We start from the raw sequence: 15,755 nt of genomic DNA, 5'->3' as shown, positions 1-15,755 counted from the left end.
GAACACGGCAAACTATTAGGGCTCCCTATAGGAGGTTATAAAGATGAAAAAGATGGAAGGTAAAGACTTTGATCAGCTTGTCCGGTTTTTCGATGGAATGGCTAAAACAAATTGGCTAAGTTCTATCCATAAACAGTTAAAAGAGGCGACAGGAAGCTGGAAAGAAAAGAGAGTTTTAGATGTTGGTTGTGGAACGGGTCGCTTTTTACTAAGAGGTGCTAAGGAAGCGCGGCATGTAACTGGGATTGACTTATCTTCAGAAATGATCAAGGCATGTAAACAAACGTTCAGCTCACATGAATTGGACAAAAAGGCTACCTTTATTGTAGGAGATGCTTATAAATTGCCATTTGAAGACAATGAGTTTGATATTGCGGTTTCTACATGTGTTCTCTTCTTACTTCCTGAGCCAACGATAGCTATGGAAGAAATGATCAGAGTGATAAAAAGGGATGGGATGATTGCCATGCTGAATCCATCCCTTAAAATGAATCGGGAGGAAGCCCTAGGCTACTGTAATGAAAACGGATTGACAGACTTTGAACAAAAAACACTGTTACAATGGTCAACGATTTCAACGAGTAGGCATACGTTCTCAACTGACCAGCTAATCAATTACTTTAAAAAGAGTGGGGCAGAGACAGTCACTAATATCAAAGTCTTAAACGACTTAGCGATTATTACAATCGCTAAATATTAACTATATAAAGTAACTAGTTCCTAAGTTCTGGAGCTAGTTTTTTGTATTTTTTAAGAGGGATTAACAATTCGAAAATAGTGTAAATCTAAAAAAGGGAGAATTCGTTACTATTAGAGAGATATACAGAGTCAATTTGAACTAATTCACTGAAAAAGGCAAAAATTCAGGGGATTTAAAGGTAGAAATTTATTTCGGAAACCGATATATTAAAGATTACCTATTATTTTTTTCATTTTAGAAAATTTTCTTACTACTTTAATGAGTTACCTATTTCAAAATAAGTAATTAAAATTAATCTACATGCTGGTACTGAAAATGATTATGAAATTCATAAGGTTAAGATGGGAATTCTAAATTATTCTTGGGGGTTTATTATGAAAACATTTTTACGGCTTAAACAGTTTTATTGGCCTTATCAAAAGTATTTTTTAGGTTCAATTTTATTCTTGTTTTTTGTTACGGCAATTACTGTTGTTTATCCAATTATTTTGAAGTTTACGATTGACGATGTAATTCTTAGTGGCGAGTTTCAGCTAGTTCCTTACGTTGCGTTAGGTTTTGTTGGTATTATGGTCATTAAAGGAATTGCCACATATTATCATCAGTTTTTCGGTGATTTATTTGGGATAAAAACCGTTTATGAACTGAGAAATGCTTTATATAAAAAGCTACAATACTTACCATTTCGTTATTATGATAACGCAAAAACGGGGGATCTCATGTCACGTTTAACTGCTGATGTGGAAGGTTTCCGTTTCTTTTTATCTTTTGGATTTGCGCAAGCTTTAAATCTCATATTACTCGTGGGATTAAGTCTAGGAATCATGCTATATTTTAGTGTTCCGTTAGCTTTACTTACATTGGCAGCAATGCCATTTTTAATTGTAGTCGTATACCGTTTTGATAAAGAAGTTCATCCTGCATTTAAAGGAATTAGAAAATCTTTTGCGAGACTTACGACAAAAGTTCAAGAAAACATTAGTGGGATGAACACAGTTAAGTCACTTTCACGGGAAGACTATGAAATTAATAAATTCGTAGACAATAACGGTGATTATAAAGATAACTATATTCAAACATCAAATATTTGGGCGAAATATTTTCCTTTAATGGAGTTAATTGGCCACTTCTGTGTCGTTATGCTTTTAGGCTTTGGTGGTTTCATGGTTATTAATAATACATTAGAACCTGGGGAGTTAGTTGCCTTTTTTAGCTTAGTTTGGTACATCATTGGACCGTTAATGAACTTAGGTTTTATCATTAATACATTTTCGCAATCAAAGGCTTCAGGTGAACGGCTTGTAGAAATTCTTGATGAAATTGAAGACATTAAAGATAGTGATGGAGCGATAGACGTTGAACGTCTAAAGGGCCATGTTCAATTCAAAGAAGTTTACCATAGTTATAATGGGGAAGAAGGTATGGTCTTAAAAAATGTTAGCTTTGATGCGCCGGTTGGCAAAGTGATTGGCTTAATTGGAGCAACAGGGGCAGGAAAAACAACGATTACGCAATTAATCTCGCGTTTTTATGAGGCTGACCAGGGAGAAATATTGATTGACGGGAAAAATATTAATGAGTACTCAATTCAAGCTTTACGTAAAAACATCGGATCAGTACTTCAAGAATCATTTTTATTCTCATGTTCAATTAGAGATAATATTTCCTATGGTTCTCCAGATGCAACGATCGAACAAATTGAGGATGCAGCTAGACGGGCGGATGCTCATGAATTTATTATGGAGCTTCCTGATGGCTATGACACAATTCTCGGTGAACGGGGGATGGGTCTTTCAGGTGGGCAAAAGCAACGAATTGCGATTGCGAGATCAATATTAATCAATCCTAGTATTTTAATTTTTGATGACGCAACAAGTGCGGTAGATATGGAAACAGAGGCAAAAATTCAGGCTGCTTTCCAAGAAGTTATGAAGGGTCGAACGACGTTTATTATCGCTCATCGTATATCTTCACTCATGCACGCAGATGAAATTCTTGTCTTAGAAGATGGAGAAGTTCGTGAACGAGGTAAACATGAGGAATTATTAGCAAATGAGTTAGGGATTTATCGACGTATTTACAATATTCAATTCAAAGACCACCAGACGATTACCGAAGCTGAAAGTAAGAAGGTGAGTATATAGTGAAGACCAAACAAGAAAAGAAAAATCGGTTTCATTATGCCGTAGATTCGGTCATTGAAAAGCCATTTAATTGGAAGCAAATGCTTAGATTATTTGGTTACATGAAACCATATTCAAAAAAATTACTTCCACTAGCTATTCTAGCGATGGTTGTATCAACAGCTATTCGACTTATTACGCCAATTTTGATTGGGGTAGTAGCGTTAAATAATGTTATTTATGATCGTGACGGTGAGGCATTAAAGAATATTGTTCTTTTAATAGCGATCCTATATATAGTCTCATGGTTGGCAAACACTTGGAGAATACGGTGGATGAATAGATTAGGGCAATATGTCATCTTTGATTTACGACAAGCTTTATTTAAACATATTCAACGCTTATCCCATAAATTTTTCGATAAAAGGTCGGCCGGTTCGATCCTAGTTCGTATTACGAACGATGTGAATTCATTACAAGATTTATTTACTAATGGGGTTATTAATCTTCTTATGGATTTAATGATGTTAGTAGGAATTATCGTAATTTTGTTTTTCTTAAGCCCGCAATTAACATTAGCAGTTATGATTATTTTACCGCTTATGTTCTTCATATCAACTGGCTTACGGAGAAAAATCAGACGTTCGTGGCAATTAGTTCGATTAAAGCAATCACAAATCAATTCTCATCTTAATGAGAGCATTCAAGGCATTCGTGTGACGCAATCATATACTCAAGAAAAAGAAAATATTAGCTTTTTTGAGAGAATGAACGAGGATAATTACCAAGCGTGGCGTGATGCTACGCAAAAAAATGCGATGTTTCGACCGTTTGTGGAAATGTCCAATGCTATTGGTACGGCGATTTTAATCTGGTATGGTGTCACGTTAATTCAAGGAAATGTTATGGATATAGGAACGTTTGTCTCCTTTGCATTTTACCTAGGCATGTTTTGGGAGCCAATCTCTCGTCTTGGGCAAGTGTATAATCAATTATTAGTAGGGATGGCCTCTTCAGAACGGATATTTGAATTTCTAGATGAGAAACCTGCAGTCAAAGAAAGTAAAAAAGCATTTTTCTTAGATGAGATGAAAGGTCATGTGCAATTTGAAGACGTAGAATTTTCTTATGACGATAAAAGAACTGCCTTAAATAAAATTAACTTAGAAATTGGTGCTGGGCAAACTGTGGCACTAGTAGGGCACACAGGGTCAGGGAAAACAACGATTGTAAACTTGATTGCCAGATTTTACGATCCTACTAGCGGTAAAGTGAAAGTAGATGGTCACGATTTAAGAGATATTAAACTTGATAGCTTAAGGGCTCGTGTTAGTACAGTGTTACAAGAAACATTTATTTTTTCAGGGACTATTATGGATAATGTTCGTTTTGGAAAGCCAGAGGCAACTGATGAGGAAGTAATGAAGGCTTGTGAAACCGTAGGAGCAAATAAGTTTATTGAACAATTAAATGATGGGTACGATACGGAAGTAGAAGAGCGAGGAAATATATTATCGGTTGGGGAACGACAGCTATTATCGTTTGCGAGAGCCTTACTTGCTGATCCTCAAATTTTAATTCTAGATGAGGCAACAGCTAGTATCGATACAGAAACAGAGCAAATGATCCAAGAGGCTTTGCGTACATTACTAAAAGATCGAACATCGATTATGATTGCTCATCGCCTCTCCACAATTCGAGAAGCTGACAACATCATCGTCTTAGAACATGGAAATATATTAGAAACCGGAAACCATGAGGAGCTAATGGCACAAAAAGGTGAGTATTACAAACTCGTCAAAGCACAATTCAAGGTTTTAGATGCAGGGTAAATGTAAAATGATGTTGAGGGTTCAGCTTTGAAGCTTCTAAAAAATAAAAAGGGTATGGAGAATTATACTTCCATGCCCTTTTTTGCTTGCTGCGAAGCACTAAGATAAAATTTTACATTCTACATTATACTTTAAGATTCCTCACAATCTCTTCATCTGGAGTTACATAAAGGGTTGTTTGGTTGTCGTAAATGACGTAGCCTGGTTTTGATCCACTAGGTTTTTTGACGTGTTTAATAATCGTGTAATCAACAGGGACAGAGCTGGATTGTCTAGCTTTACTGAAGTAAGCGGCAATCGTTGCTGCCTCTATTAATGTGGTTTCATCAACTTCTGTACTCTTGATGACGACATGTGAGCCAGGGATGTCTTTTGTATGAAGCCATGTCTCGTATTGTCTTGCTAAGCGATTAGTTAAATACTCATTTTGCTTATTATTTTTTCCAACTAAGATTTCTAGACCTGTAGAAGATTTATATTGTTCGAGAATTGGTTTTGTTTCTTTTTTCTTTTTCGCCTGCTTTTTATTACGACTTCGAATATACCCGCCTTCCATTAACTCTTCTCTAATTTCCGCAATGTCTTTTGGAGCAGCAGATTCCAATTGTCCTAAAATTTCTTCTAAATAGAAAATTTCTTGTTTCGTTTTTTCAATTTGATCTTTAACAATTTCTAACGAATTTTTTGCTTTGTTGTATTTCTTAAAATAATTTTGAGCATTTTCAGAAGGACTTTTTAAAGGATCAAGTGAAATGACAATAGAGTTTGCTTGCTCATCATAAAAATCGATGACCTCTATTTCTTTTTGTCCCTTATTTATTTGGTATAAATTAGCTGTGATTAGTTCCCCGAGCTTACGAAACTTAGAAGAAGCTTCTGCATCTGTAAGTGTTTGCTCAAGTTTTTTCATTTTGGATTTATTTTTTTGATATTCATTTTTTAAAAACTTCTCTAAATCACTTGCTTGTTGGTGAACGCGATCTCGCTCTGCTTTACCGAAATAGAAGCGAGTAAGCATCTCGCTAACAGAAGAAAAAGCATGAACTTCTCCTTTTAAATGGCTTAGTTTAATAATTGAAAAATATTCTTTATTAGCGGTAACCGTTATTTGCGGTGCATATTGCTTTGCCTTAATTTGCTCAACCACTTCAAAAAACGCTTTTGTAAGTGTGTCTTTATTTGCAAGCTTTGCGCGAAAAGCGATTTCTTTTGCGATTTGAGGTGAAATCCCTGAAAACTGATTTACAATTTGACCGTCAATCTTGCCAGAATTAAAGTCGATTTTTTTTAGAAAGCTGATCTCGTCAATTGTTAACGGGTTTAGTTTTTGTTGCTCCGGTGGAAGCTTATATGGCTGGCCAGGCAAGATCGTGCGGTAACTATTTACCCCAGGTGAAAGATGTTTAATACTGTCTAAAATTTTGTCGTCTTTTTCATCAAGTAGGATGATATTACTATGACGTCCCATAATTTCAATCATTAGTTTTTTATAACTTATATCACCTAGCTCGTTTCTTCCTTTAATTCGGATAATAACAATACGTTCTAGATCAATCTGTTCAATATCTTCAATGATTCCTCCCTCAAGATGCTTTCTTAGCAACATACAAAACATGGGTGGTTCAGAAGGGTTATCTATTTTTTCATTCGTAATATGTAATCTTGCAAAACTAGGATTGGCAGATAAAAGTAGCTGGTGGTTCCCCCCATTTGCGCGAACTGTAAAAATTAGTTCGGTTTTATAAGGTTGATATATTTTTGTAATTCTTCCCAAAGAAAGTGTTTGTTTAAGTTCAGTGACTACTGCATTTAACATCGTTCCATCAAAAGACATATTTCTTCACTCCATTATTTTTATTCACCTTGATCTGTAGTGTTACCAAGGGTGAAATTCTCATTTGAAAATTTGAACAAATAATTACTACTGCTCATCCCAACATTTACTATTCCACAAACAGTATAGCATTTTTTTGGACTTGCCTGAATAAAGATGTTTTAAAGGACAAGGGTTGACTCTAAATGATACAGATGTGGGGTGTAGAAATGAAGTGGTATGAACGAGAGATAAAAGAAGTAGAAGAAATGACCCGTTCGCATTTTACAGATGGTTTACCAGAGGAAGAAGCGGCAAAAAGGTTGAAACAGTTTGGTTACAACAAACTCGATGAAGGCGAAACTGTTCCGGCTTTTTTCTTGTTTTTAGCACAATTTAAAGACTTTATGGTGATTGTTTTATTAGTCGCAACGTTAATATCTGGTCTGTTAGGTGAATATATTGATGCGATCACAATCATTTTAATCGTGCTTTTAAATGGTGTTTTAGGATTTATTCAAGAACGTAAAGCGGAAAAGTCGTTGGCCGCTTTAAAGGAATTATCAGCACCGCAAATGATGATCCTCCGAGAAGGTGAATGGAAAAAGGTTCCGTCAGTTGAGGTTGTTGCTGGTGATATCGTTAAATTTACGAGTGGTGATCGGATTGGTGCAGATATTAGAATTATTGAAGCAAAGGGATTAAGAATTGAAGAAAGTGCTTTAACCGGAGAATCAGTTCCAGTTCAAAAAACAGAGGCAGTGTTATCAGGCGAGGACCTATCAATCGGTGATCAAGAGAACATGGCATTTATGGGGACAATGGTGACACAAGGAAGTGGTATTGGTGTTATTGTTGCTACTGGAATGAAAACCGAAATGGGGAAGATTGCCCATTTACTGCAGTCTGCAGAAACAATGATTACACCGTTACAACATAAGCTTGAACAGCTAGGCAAAATCTTAATTTTAGTAGCACTTTTGTTAACAGCTTTAGTAGTTGTCATTGGTGTATACCAAGGTCATGATGCATATATTATGTTCTTAGCTGGGGTTTCGTTGGCGGTTGCTGCAATTCCAGAAGGCTTACCAGCGATTGTTACAGTAGCGTTAGCGCTTGGCGTTCAACGTATGATTAAAAGAAAGGCGATTGTGAGAAAGTTGCCTGCTGTAGAAACGTTAGGCTGTGCTTCTGTCATATGTTCAGATAAAACAGGTACATTAACTCAAAATAAAATGACAGTAACAAACCTTTGGTCAGGTGGTAAAACATGGGGTGTTTCTGGCACTGGTTATGAACCTAAAGGTGATTTTTTTGTAAATGCTAAAAAAGTAGATTTGAAAACCGAAAAAACAGTGCAACAACTTTTAACATTTGGTGCACTTTGTAACAATGCGAAAATAATTACAAGTGAAGTAAAAGAAGGACTACTCGGGAAGACAAAATTGAGATATGCAATTGACGGTGATCCTACTGAAGGAGCTTTAGTCGTTTGTGCCGAAAAAGCGGGAATTACAAGGCGAGTTTTAGAAAATGACTATAAAATCGTTGAAGAGTTTCCATTTGAATCAACAAGAAAAATGATGAGTGTCATTGTTGAGCGGAAAAAGGACGGTAAACGTTTTGTTGTTACCAAAGGCGCACCTGATATTTTATTAAGAAAAAGTAAGCAAATTTTATGGGAGGAGAGATATCAGTCCTTAACTCCACAAAAAGAAAAGGCTGTTACTCAATCAATCGATAGTTTAGCTTCGCAAGCACTTCGTACAATCGCGATTGCTTATAAAGAGATTGAGCCCAACGCTAACCTATCTTCAGCGGAGGCTGTTGAAAATAATTTAACATTTATTGGTCTTCAAGGGATGATCGACCCACCAAGACCTGAAGTAAAAGCTTCAATATTAGAGTGTCGTGATGCTGGCATTAAAACAATCATGATTACTGGAGATCATATTATTACTGCCAAAGCAATCGCAACACAATTAATGATCTTACCTACCCACGGAAAAATAATGGATGGTAAGACCTTAGCGAAAATGAGTGTCGCTGAATTAGAAGAAGTTGTTGATGACATCTACGTTTATGCCCGCGTTTCCCCAGAACATAAACTGAAAATTGTAAAAGCACTACAAGCAAAAGGTCATATTGTGGCAATGACTGGAGATGGTGTGAACGACGCACCAGCGATAAAGGCGGCAAATATCGGTGTTGCCATGGGGATTACTGGAACAGATGTAGCCAAGGAAGCATCTTCGTTAGTTTTAAGCGACGATAACTTTGCAACAATAAAAGCAGCGATTAAAGAAGGAAGAAATATATACGACAACATTCGGAAGTTTATTCGTTACATGCTTGCCTCAAATGTCGGTGAAATACTAGTTATGCTATTTGCTATGATGCTAGGGATGCCGTTACCATTAGTGGCCATTCAAATCCTTTGGATTAATCTCGTGACTGATGGATTACCGGCAATGGCTCTTGGACTAGATCAAGCTGAGAGTGATGTAATGAGGCGAAAGCCACGCCATCCGATGGAAAATGTATTTGCTCGAGGGTTAGCCTGGAAGATCGTAAGCCGAGGTTTTATGATTGGTGTTGTAACATTAATCGCTTTCTGGTTAACGCTAACACAAGATCCTGATAATTTAATGAGAGCACAATCAGTTGCTTTTGCAACTCTAGTAATGGCCCAGTTAATTCACGTTTTCGATTGCCGTAGTGAACACTCTGTTTTCCATAGAAATCCATTTCAAAATATTTATTTAGTATTGGCGGTCATCTCTTCAACAGCGTTAATGCTAATTGTTATGTACTTTCCGCCATTACAGCCTGTATTCCATACAGTTGGCTTAAATGTTCGTGAATGGTTGTTAGTTCTCTCAATGGCTTCAATCCCTACGATTGCCTTGGCTGGCTTTCATCTTTTCAAAAGAAAATAATTTACTATAGACTGACTTGTTATGTTCTTTCATTTAACTTTGAACATAACAAGTTAGTCTTTTTTATACGCTGTTTTATTGTTTCTATTTCCTAAACTTGTTGATAATGGTAAAATTGGTTAGAATAGAATTGTGGATGTGATATTATGTTAGTTAGCATGACTGGATATGGTCAAGCGTTTATTGAAAAGGAAAATTATAAAATTAGTATTGAAATGAAATCAATTAATCATCGCTTTTCGGAGATTACGATCCGGATGCCACGGCAATTTTTATTTCTAGAAGAGAAACTAAAAAAAACAGTAAGTAAATATGTACAGCGCGGTAAAGTTGATGTATTTTTAACAGTTGAAGGAGAAGGGTTAGTACAAAGGACGCTACAAATCGACTGGGATTTAATAGATGAATTTAAGGGAATGCATGAAGAAGCAGAAAGAAGGTTGGGGATTTTTCAACAACTTTCATTAGAAAAGCTGATGCTACACCCGGATGTAGTTTCTATTTTAGAAAAGGAAAATCACTCTGAAACACTTGCATTTGAAATTATTGCTACAACCGAAAAGGCAGCTAAAGAACTTTTAGAGATGCGTCTAAAAGAAGGGAGTTCTCTTTACCAAGATTTAAAACAAAGACTAGCTAGGCTGACTTGTTTATCTAAAGATATAAGAGCCCATGCCCCTAGCGTTGTGGAAGCGTATCATCATCGTTTACTAAAGCGGGTCGATGAATTCCTAGCAGGGAAAATAGAACTTGATGAAGGACGACTGCTTACAGAAATTGCAGTATTTGCCGATAAAGCAAATATAGACGAGGAATTAACGAGGTTAAACAGTCATATTGAGCAGTTTTTAACGGTAATTGAAGCTGATAATAATATTCCCGTTGGTAGAAAGCTTGATTTTCTTGTCCAAGAAATGAATCGGGAAGTAAATACGATCGGCTCAAAATCTAATGATATACATATAAACAAACAAGTAGTTGAGTTAAAGGCAGAACTTGAAAAAATTAAAGAACAAGTTCAAAATATTGAATAACACCTATGTAGCTAAGCATAAGTATAGCTCAGTAAATAAAAAAAGGTGTTAAAATGATCAATAATCTGGTTATAATATAAAGATGGGCAGGGGAAAACAATGAATATTAAACTTATTAATATTGGCTTTGGCAATATTGTTTCGGCAAATCGCATAATCTCAATTGTCAGTCCAGAATCAGCACCGATTAAACGAATTATTCAAGAAGCAAGGGAACGCAACATGCTAATTGATGCTACATATGGAAGAAGAACGAGAGCTGTTATTATTGCCGATAGTGATCATGTCATTTTATCTGCTGTTCAACCTGAAACGGTAGCACAACGTTTATCGAATAAAGATGATTCTGAAGATTAATGATCAATTTTATTTCCGGCTTTTATAAGGTGAGCAGGAGTTTTTACTACTATTAATGATTGGTTACTTAATGATAGTATAACTAAGGCTATTGCCATAGATAGTTAGAAAATAAATTGTTTTTTAGTGAAAAGAAAAATATTTAAAACTTGGAAAGATGTCTAGCTACAGCGCCGAGACCGTCCGTATTGAAAAAGTTTACTTTCAAACGAGAAAGTAAAAGGCACACTTTTTTACTAACAGAGCATAATACTTGTTCGGACTAGGCACTTGCGCTTTTCTTGTGGAGATTGAGTTGGAGGTAATGATGAAAAAAGAAAGAGGTTTATTAATAGTTCTTTCTGGCCCTTCTGGTGTAGGTAAAGGTACAGTTTGTGGAGCGCTTCGAAAGCAAGAAACAGATATTTTATACTCTGTTTCCGCAACAACCCGGACTCCAAGAGAAGGGGAAATTGATGGGGTTAACTATTTCTTTAAAACGAGAAAACAGTTTGAGGAAATGATTAAACATGACCAACTACTAGAGTGGGCTGAATATGTTGGGAATTTTTATGGTACCCCTACTGATTACGTTGAAAAAACATTAAGTGAAGGCAATGATATTATACTTGAAATAGAGGTTCAAGGAGCATTAAAGGTACGAGAGAAGTTCCCAGAAGGCGTTTTTATCTTTCTTATGCCTCCAAGTCTTGCCGAACTCAGAAATCGTATTGTAAATCGTGGAACTGAAACAGAAGATTTAATTAACAATCGTATGACAGTAGCAAAAGATGAGATAGAAATGATGAGCAAATATGATTATGTCGTTGAAAACGATGAAGTTCATCTTGCGGTAGAAAGAATTAAAGCAATCGTCATTGCTGAACATTGCCGAAAAGATCGGTTAATTGAAAAATATCAACAATTAGTGGAGGCTGAGTAAATGTTATACCCATCAATCGACAATTTATTAACGAAACTAGACTCAAAGTATACATTAGTGACTGTTTCATCAAGAAGAGCTCGCTATCTAAAAGAGTCAAACGAAAGAGATTTAATGGTCTTAAAGCCTAAGTCTTTCAAACAAGTTGGTAAGGCGCTTGAAGAAATATCATCCGGACAACTTTCATTTAAACGTAGAGAAGAATAACTGCAAATGGGGATGACTCAAATCGGTAACTGCCCCCTATGAATTATTATTTAGAGAATGTAACCTTTTGATTAAAGGTTTTTCACTAGTTAATATATAATAGGGAGTAGTTGAAAACCGTTCGAGTCACCTTTTTTTTATTACATAGACATCTAAAAAAATTTACAACTTATATTTATAACTAAAAATCCTTATGGAGGAGATCAAATGTTAACGGGGAAAAAAGTCTTATTGTGTGTTTCTGGAGGCATTGCTGTTTATAAAGCTTGCGCACTTACTAGTAAGTTAACTCAAGCAGGTGCTATCGTAAAAGTTGTTATGACTGAAGGGGCAACAAAGTTTGTAACTCCCCTAACTTTTCAGTCACTATCTCGCGAGCCTGTTTATGTAGATACGTTTGAAGAAAAAGACGCTACGAAAATTACCCATATAGATGTAGCTGATTGGGCAGATGTGGTTGTGATTGCACCTGCCACTGCAAATATTATTGGTAAAATTGCGAACGGCATTGCTGATGATCTCGTTTCGACGATGATACTTGCTACTACTGCACCTGTATTAATTGCACCAGCGATGAATGTTCATATGTATGAACATTCTGCAGTAAAGGCAAATATTAATAAGTTACACTCTTATGGTTATCAATTTTTAGAGCCAAGCGAAGGGTACTTGGCTTGTGGATATGTTGGAAAGGGCAGACTTATGGAACCAGAGGATATGATCGATTATCTTGAGAAGTTCTTTCGGTCTGCTACATCATTAGACGGAAAAACCATTTTAGTTACAGCTGGCCCCACACAAGAAAAGCTCGATCCAGTCCGATACTTTACGAATGGCTCTTCAGGAAAGATGGGCTATGCGATTGCCGAAGAAGCCTCAAATCGCGGGGCCAATGTTATTTTAGTGTCTGGTCCGACAAATTTACAACCACCTGCTAATGTTCAGGTTGTACAAGCTACGAGTGCTGCCGAGATGTTTGAAAAAGTAATGATGTTTTACGAAGAGGTCGATGTTGTCGTAAAAACTGCTGCAGTTGCTGACTATCGACCAAAACAAATTTCTAGTCAAAAAGTTAAGAAACAGCCTGGCGATTTGGCTATCGAGATGGAAAGAACAATAGACATATTAAAAACGTTAGGCGAACAGAAATCGCACCAGCTACTTATTGGATTCGCAGCTGAAAGTGAACAGCTAGAGTTTTATGCTAAAGAAAAATTAAAACGTAAAAATTTAGATCTGATCGTTGCTAATAATATTGTCCAGTCAGGTGCTGGTTTTCAAGGAGATACGAATGTTGTCACTATCTTTAATAAGAATGGAACAACTCTTCCCTTACCGTTGATGAGTAAAAAGGAAGTAGCTAGTAACCTATTAAACGAAATAGAACAATTGTTAAAGGAAAATGAAAAATGATTGTAAAAGTTGTCGTTGATGTTCCAACAGGTGGAACGGATCGTTTGTTTGACTATAAGGTGCCCTTACATTTACAAGGCATTATTGAAAGAGGTATGAGGGTCATTGTTCCTTTTGGTCCAAGGAAGGTTCAAGGTTTTGTCATATCAGTTGGGGGAGGAACCGACTTTGATAAGCTAAAGGAAATAGAGGAAGTACTAGATGTCACCCCTGTTTTGACAGCTGAGCTTATTGATTTAGGTGATTGGTTAACGACAAGTGCACTTTGTTTTAAAATCACTGCTTATCAAGCAATGTTACCAGCAGCACTAAAGGCAAGGTATAAAAAAGAAGTAAAGCTTAAAGGGAATTCCTTGCTAGAACTTCCACCAGAGTTAAGAGAGTGGTTTAGGCATCGAGAGACTGTAGTTTGGGATGAGTTTATGACTTCAAATACCAAAACACTTGTCGCCTCAATAAAAAAAGCTGTTACAGCGGGTTACTTGGAAGTTATTTACAAAGTTAATGATAAAATCACTAAAAAGATAATTAAAGCTGTTGAACCAACTTGCTATGAAGATTTAGGCCAACATCTTAAAGAGTTAGGTAATCGTAGCCAAAAACAAAAACAAGTAATCGAGTTTTTTATGAAGTATCCTCATCCCATTTCAATTACTGAGCTTATTGAACAAGCAAGTGCTTCTAGAAGTACGATAAAATCATTAGTAGAAAAAGCGATCTTAACCGAACAAGATATTGAAGTTTCTCGTGATCCATACGCTAACCGAGTCTTTAGAAAAACAGCTCCTCTAGAGTTGACAAGAAATCAGCTGACAGTTATAAAGTCTATTTTTCATTCGATTACTAATGAACAACATAAAACTTTTCTAATCCATGGCGTAACCGGGAGTGGTAAAACAGAAGTTTATTTACAATCAATAGCTAAAGTGTTAGAGCAAGGCAAGGAAGCCATTGTTCTTGTCCCGGAAATATCACTAACACCGCAAATGGTGCAACGATTTAAAGAACGTTTTGGGTCACTTGTTGCAGTTCTTCATAGTGGTCTTTCAACTGGAGAGAAATATGATGAATGGAGAAAAATCCATAACGGACAGGTACAAGTCGTTGTTGGAGCTAGGTCAGCGATATTTGCGCCATTTAAAAACATCGGTATTATTATTATCGATGAAGAACATGAAGCAACCTATAAACAAGAAGAAAACCCTCGGTATCATGCTAGAGATGTGGCGATACAACGTGCAAAATTCTATCACTGCCCCTTGATATTAGGAAGTGCCACTCCGTCATTGGAAACATATGCTAGAGCAAAAAAAGACGTGTACCAATTATTAGAAATGCTTGAGCGTGTCAATGATGTCAAATTACCTACAGTTGATGTTGTTGATATGCGAGAAGAGTTAAAAGCGGGCAATCGTTCGATGTTTTCTACCGCCCTATATGATAAGCTTTCTGACAGACTTAATCGTGGCGAGCAGAGTGTGCTATTTTTAAATAGGCGTGGGTATTCAACGTTTGTAATGTGTCGAGACTGTGGATATGTAGCGCAATGCCCACACTGTGATATTTCTTTGACATACCACCAAACGAGTAGGTCATTAAAATGTCATTACTGTGGTCATCAAGAGAATATGCCCCAAAAGTGTAGTAGCTGCGAGAGTGAACATATTCGATTTTTTGGATCTGGAACACAAAAAGTCGAAGAAGAAATAGCAAAAGTGTTTCCGGGTGCTAGAGTTATAAGAATGGATGTAGACACGACAAGGAAAAAAGGTGCTCATGAAAGGCTCCTCACTCAGTTTGGAGAGGGGAAGGCGGATATTCTTCTTGGGACACAGATGATTGCAAAGGGATTAGATTTCCCTAACATTACGCTAGTGGGGGTATTAGCAGCTGACTCTATGCTTCATCTCCCTGATTTTAGATCAAGTGAGAGAACATTTCAGTTGCTAACTCAAGTAAGTGGCCGCGCAGGACGTCACAAGCTTCCTGGTGAGGTAGTCATTCAAACGTATACCCCTGAGCATTATAGTATTGACCTTGTTAGAAATCATGACTTTATCTCGTTTTTTGAGAAAGAGATGGGTATTAGAAAGCTTCAAAGCTATCCCCCATATTATTTTATTACGGTAATTCAAGTTTCCCATCCTGAAATTACCAAAGTAATTGAAATTACCGAAAAAATTACAGCATATGTGAAAAGATCTTTATCTGAAAAGGCAATTGTATTAGGCCCTGTAGCTTGCTCAATCCCTAGGATAAAAGATAGATATCGCTATCAATGCATGATAAAATACAAAAATGAACCGATGCTAGTCAATGTTTTAAAAGAAGTTGTTGAAAATTATAAAAGAGAAATGAGCCAAGGTAATTTCCAAGTATCAATTGATATGAATCCATTTGTTCTAATGTAGTGTA

At 36.4% G+C, this 15,755-nt stretch carries 11 protein-coding genes; 10 read left to right on the top strand and 1 reads right to left on the bottom strand.

The features are described 5' to 3' along the window. The first annotated feature begins 43 nt into the window (after window positions 1–43). The 3 genes from ACK4M9_RS08960 to ACK4M9_RS08950 all read left to right on the top strand — a co-directional run bounded on the left by ACK4M9_RS08960 (window position 44) and on the right by ACK4M9_RS08950 (window position 4,655). Window positions 44–700 carry a class I SAM-dependent methyltransferase gene (locus ACK4M9_RS08960; RefSeq protein WP_409849536.1) on the top strand — a complete coding sequence of 219 codons (657 nt, stop codon included), beginning with the start codon at window positions 44–46 and terminating at the stop codon, window positions 698–700. Window positions 701–1,074: 374 nt separating this feature from the next. After that, window positions 1,075–2,844, top strand: a complete 1,770-nt coding sequence (locus tag ACK4M9_RS08955) for an ABC transporter ATP-binding protein (RefSeq protein ID WP_409849534.1) — start codon at window positions 1,075–1,077, stop codon at window positions 2,842–2,844. Beyond that, a complete protein-coding gene (locus ACK4M9_RS08950; protein ID WP_409849532.1) occupies window positions 2,844–4,655 on the top strand; it encodes an ABC transporter ATP-binding protein in 1,812 nt (603 codons plus the stop codon). Before ACK4M9_RS08955 ends, ACK4M9_RS08950 begins: the two co-directional genes overlap by 1 nt. Before the next feature lie 124 nt (window positions 4,656–4,779). Here ACK4M9_RS08950 and ACK4M9_RS08945 read toward each other — a convergent pair whose 3' ends face one another. Then, window positions 4,780–6,489, bottom strand: a complete 1,710-nt coding sequence (locus tag ACK4M9_RS08945; RefSeq protein ID WP_409849530.1) for an Rqc2 family fibronectin-binding protein — start codon at window positions 6,487–6,489, stop codon at window positions 4,780–4,782. Between the two features lie 209 nt (window positions 6,490–6,698). On the opposite strand from ACK4M9_RS08945, the gene ACK4M9_RS08940 reads away from it, so the two are divergent. The 7 genes from ACK4M9_RS08940 (at window position 6,699) to priA (ending at window position 15,751) form a co-directional block, all read left to right on the top strand. Next, on the top strand, window positions 6,699–9,407 hold the full coding sequence (locus ACK4M9_RS08940) for a calcium-translocating P-type ATPase, SERCA-type (protein ID WP_409849528.1): 2,709 nt from the start codon (window positions 6,699–6,701) through the stop codon (window positions 9,405–9,407). Window positions 9,408–9,553: 146 nt separating this feature from the next. Beyond that, on the top strand, window positions 9,554–10,441 hold the full coding sequence (locus ACK4M9_RS08935; protein ID WP_409849527.1) for a YicC/YloC family endoribonuclease: 888 nt from the start codon (window positions 9,554–9,556) through the stop codon (window positions 10,439–10,441). Between the two features lie 99 nt (window positions 10,442–10,540). Further along, window positions 10,541–10,798: an extracellular matrix/biofilm regulator RemA gene (remA, locus tag ACK4M9_RS08930; protein ID WP_409849525.1), complete on the top strand. Its 258-nt coding sequence runs from the start codon at window positions 10,541–10,543 to the stop codon at window positions 10,796–10,798. Window positions 10,799–11,105: 307 nt separating this feature from the next. Beyond that, window positions 11,106–11,720 carry a guanylate kinase gene (gmk, locus tag ACK4M9_RS08925; protein ID WP_409849858.1) on the top strand — a complete coding sequence of 205 codons (615 nt, stop codon included), beginning with the start codon at window positions 11,106–11,108 and terminating at the stop codon, window positions 11,718–11,720. Then, on the top strand, window positions 11,721–11,927 hold the full coding sequence (gene rpoZ / locus ACK4M9_RS08920; RefSeq protein WP_409849523.1) for a DNA-directed RNA polymerase subunit omega: 207 nt from the start codon (window positions 11,721–11,723) through the stop codon (window positions 11,925–11,927). Between the two features lie 207 nt (window positions 11,928–12,134). After that, window positions 12,135–13,340: a bifunctional phosphopantothenoylcysteine decarboxylase/phosphopantothenate--cysteine ligase CoaBC gene (gene coaBC, locus ACK4M9_RS08915; protein ID WP_409849521.1), complete on the top strand. Its 1,206-nt coding sequence runs from the start codon at window positions 12,135–12,137 to the stop codon at window positions 13,338–13,340. Beyond that, the gene (priA, locus tag ACK4M9_RS08910; protein ID WP_409849519.1) at window positions 13,337–15,751 is read left to right on the top strand and encodes a primosomal protein N'; all 2,415 of its coding nucleotides are present in this window, start codon (window positions 13,337–13,339) and stop codon (window positions 15,749–15,751) included. The genes coaBC and priA overlap by 4 nt, the downstream gene beginning before the upstream one ends. Window positions 15,752–15,755 lie beyond the last annotated feature (4 nt).

Source organism: Anaerobacillus sp., assembly GCF_046314235.1.
Classification (GTDB): Bacteria; Bacillota; Bacilli; order Bacillales; family Anaerobacillaceae; genus Anaerobacillus.
Note: the sequence above shows the minus strand (reverse complement) of the source record. Positions and strands in the feature narration are given on the sequence as shown.

Bases quoted from the DNA above. Each gene is read 5' to 3' on its own strand.
- ACK4M9_RS08960 (WP_409849536.1), top strand. From the start codon at position 44: ATGAAAAAGATGGAAGGTAAAGACTTTGATCAGCTTGTCCGGTTTTTC.
- ACK4M9_RS08955 (WP_409849534.1), top strand. From the start codon at position 1,075: ATGAAAACATTTTTACGGCTTAAACAGTTTTATTGGCCTTATCAAAAG.
- ACK4M9_RS08945 (WP_409849530.1), bottom strand. From the start codon at position 6,489: ATGTCTTTTGATGGAACGATGTTAAATGCAGTAGTCACTGAACTTAAA.
- ACK4M9_RS08940 (WP_409849528.1), top strand. From the start codon at position 6,699: ATGAAGTGGTATGAACGAGAGATAAAAGAAGTAGAAGAAATGACCCGT.
- ACK4M9_RS08935 (WP_409849527.1), top strand. From the start codon at position 9,554: ATGTTAGTTAGCATGACTGGATATGGTCAAGCGTTTATTGAAAAGGAA.
- remA (WP_409849525.1), top strand. From the start codon at position 10,541: ATGAATATTAAACTTATTAATATTGGCTTTGGCAATATTGTTTCGGCA.
- gmk (WP_409849858.1), top strand. From the start codon at position 11,106: ATGAAAAAAGAAAGAGGTTTATTAATAGTTCTTTCTGGCCCTTCTGGT.
- rpoZ (WP_409849523.1), top strand. From the start codon at position 11,721: ATGTTATACCCATCAATCGACAATTTATTAACGAAACTAGACTCAAAG.
- coaBC (WP_409849521.1), top strand. From the start codon at position 12,135: ATGTTAACGGGGAAAAAAGTCTTATTGTGTGTTTCTGGAGGCATTGCT.
- priA (WP_409849519.1), top strand. From the start codon at position 13,337: ATGATTGTAAAAGTTGTCGTTGATGTTCCAACAGGTGGAACGGATCGT.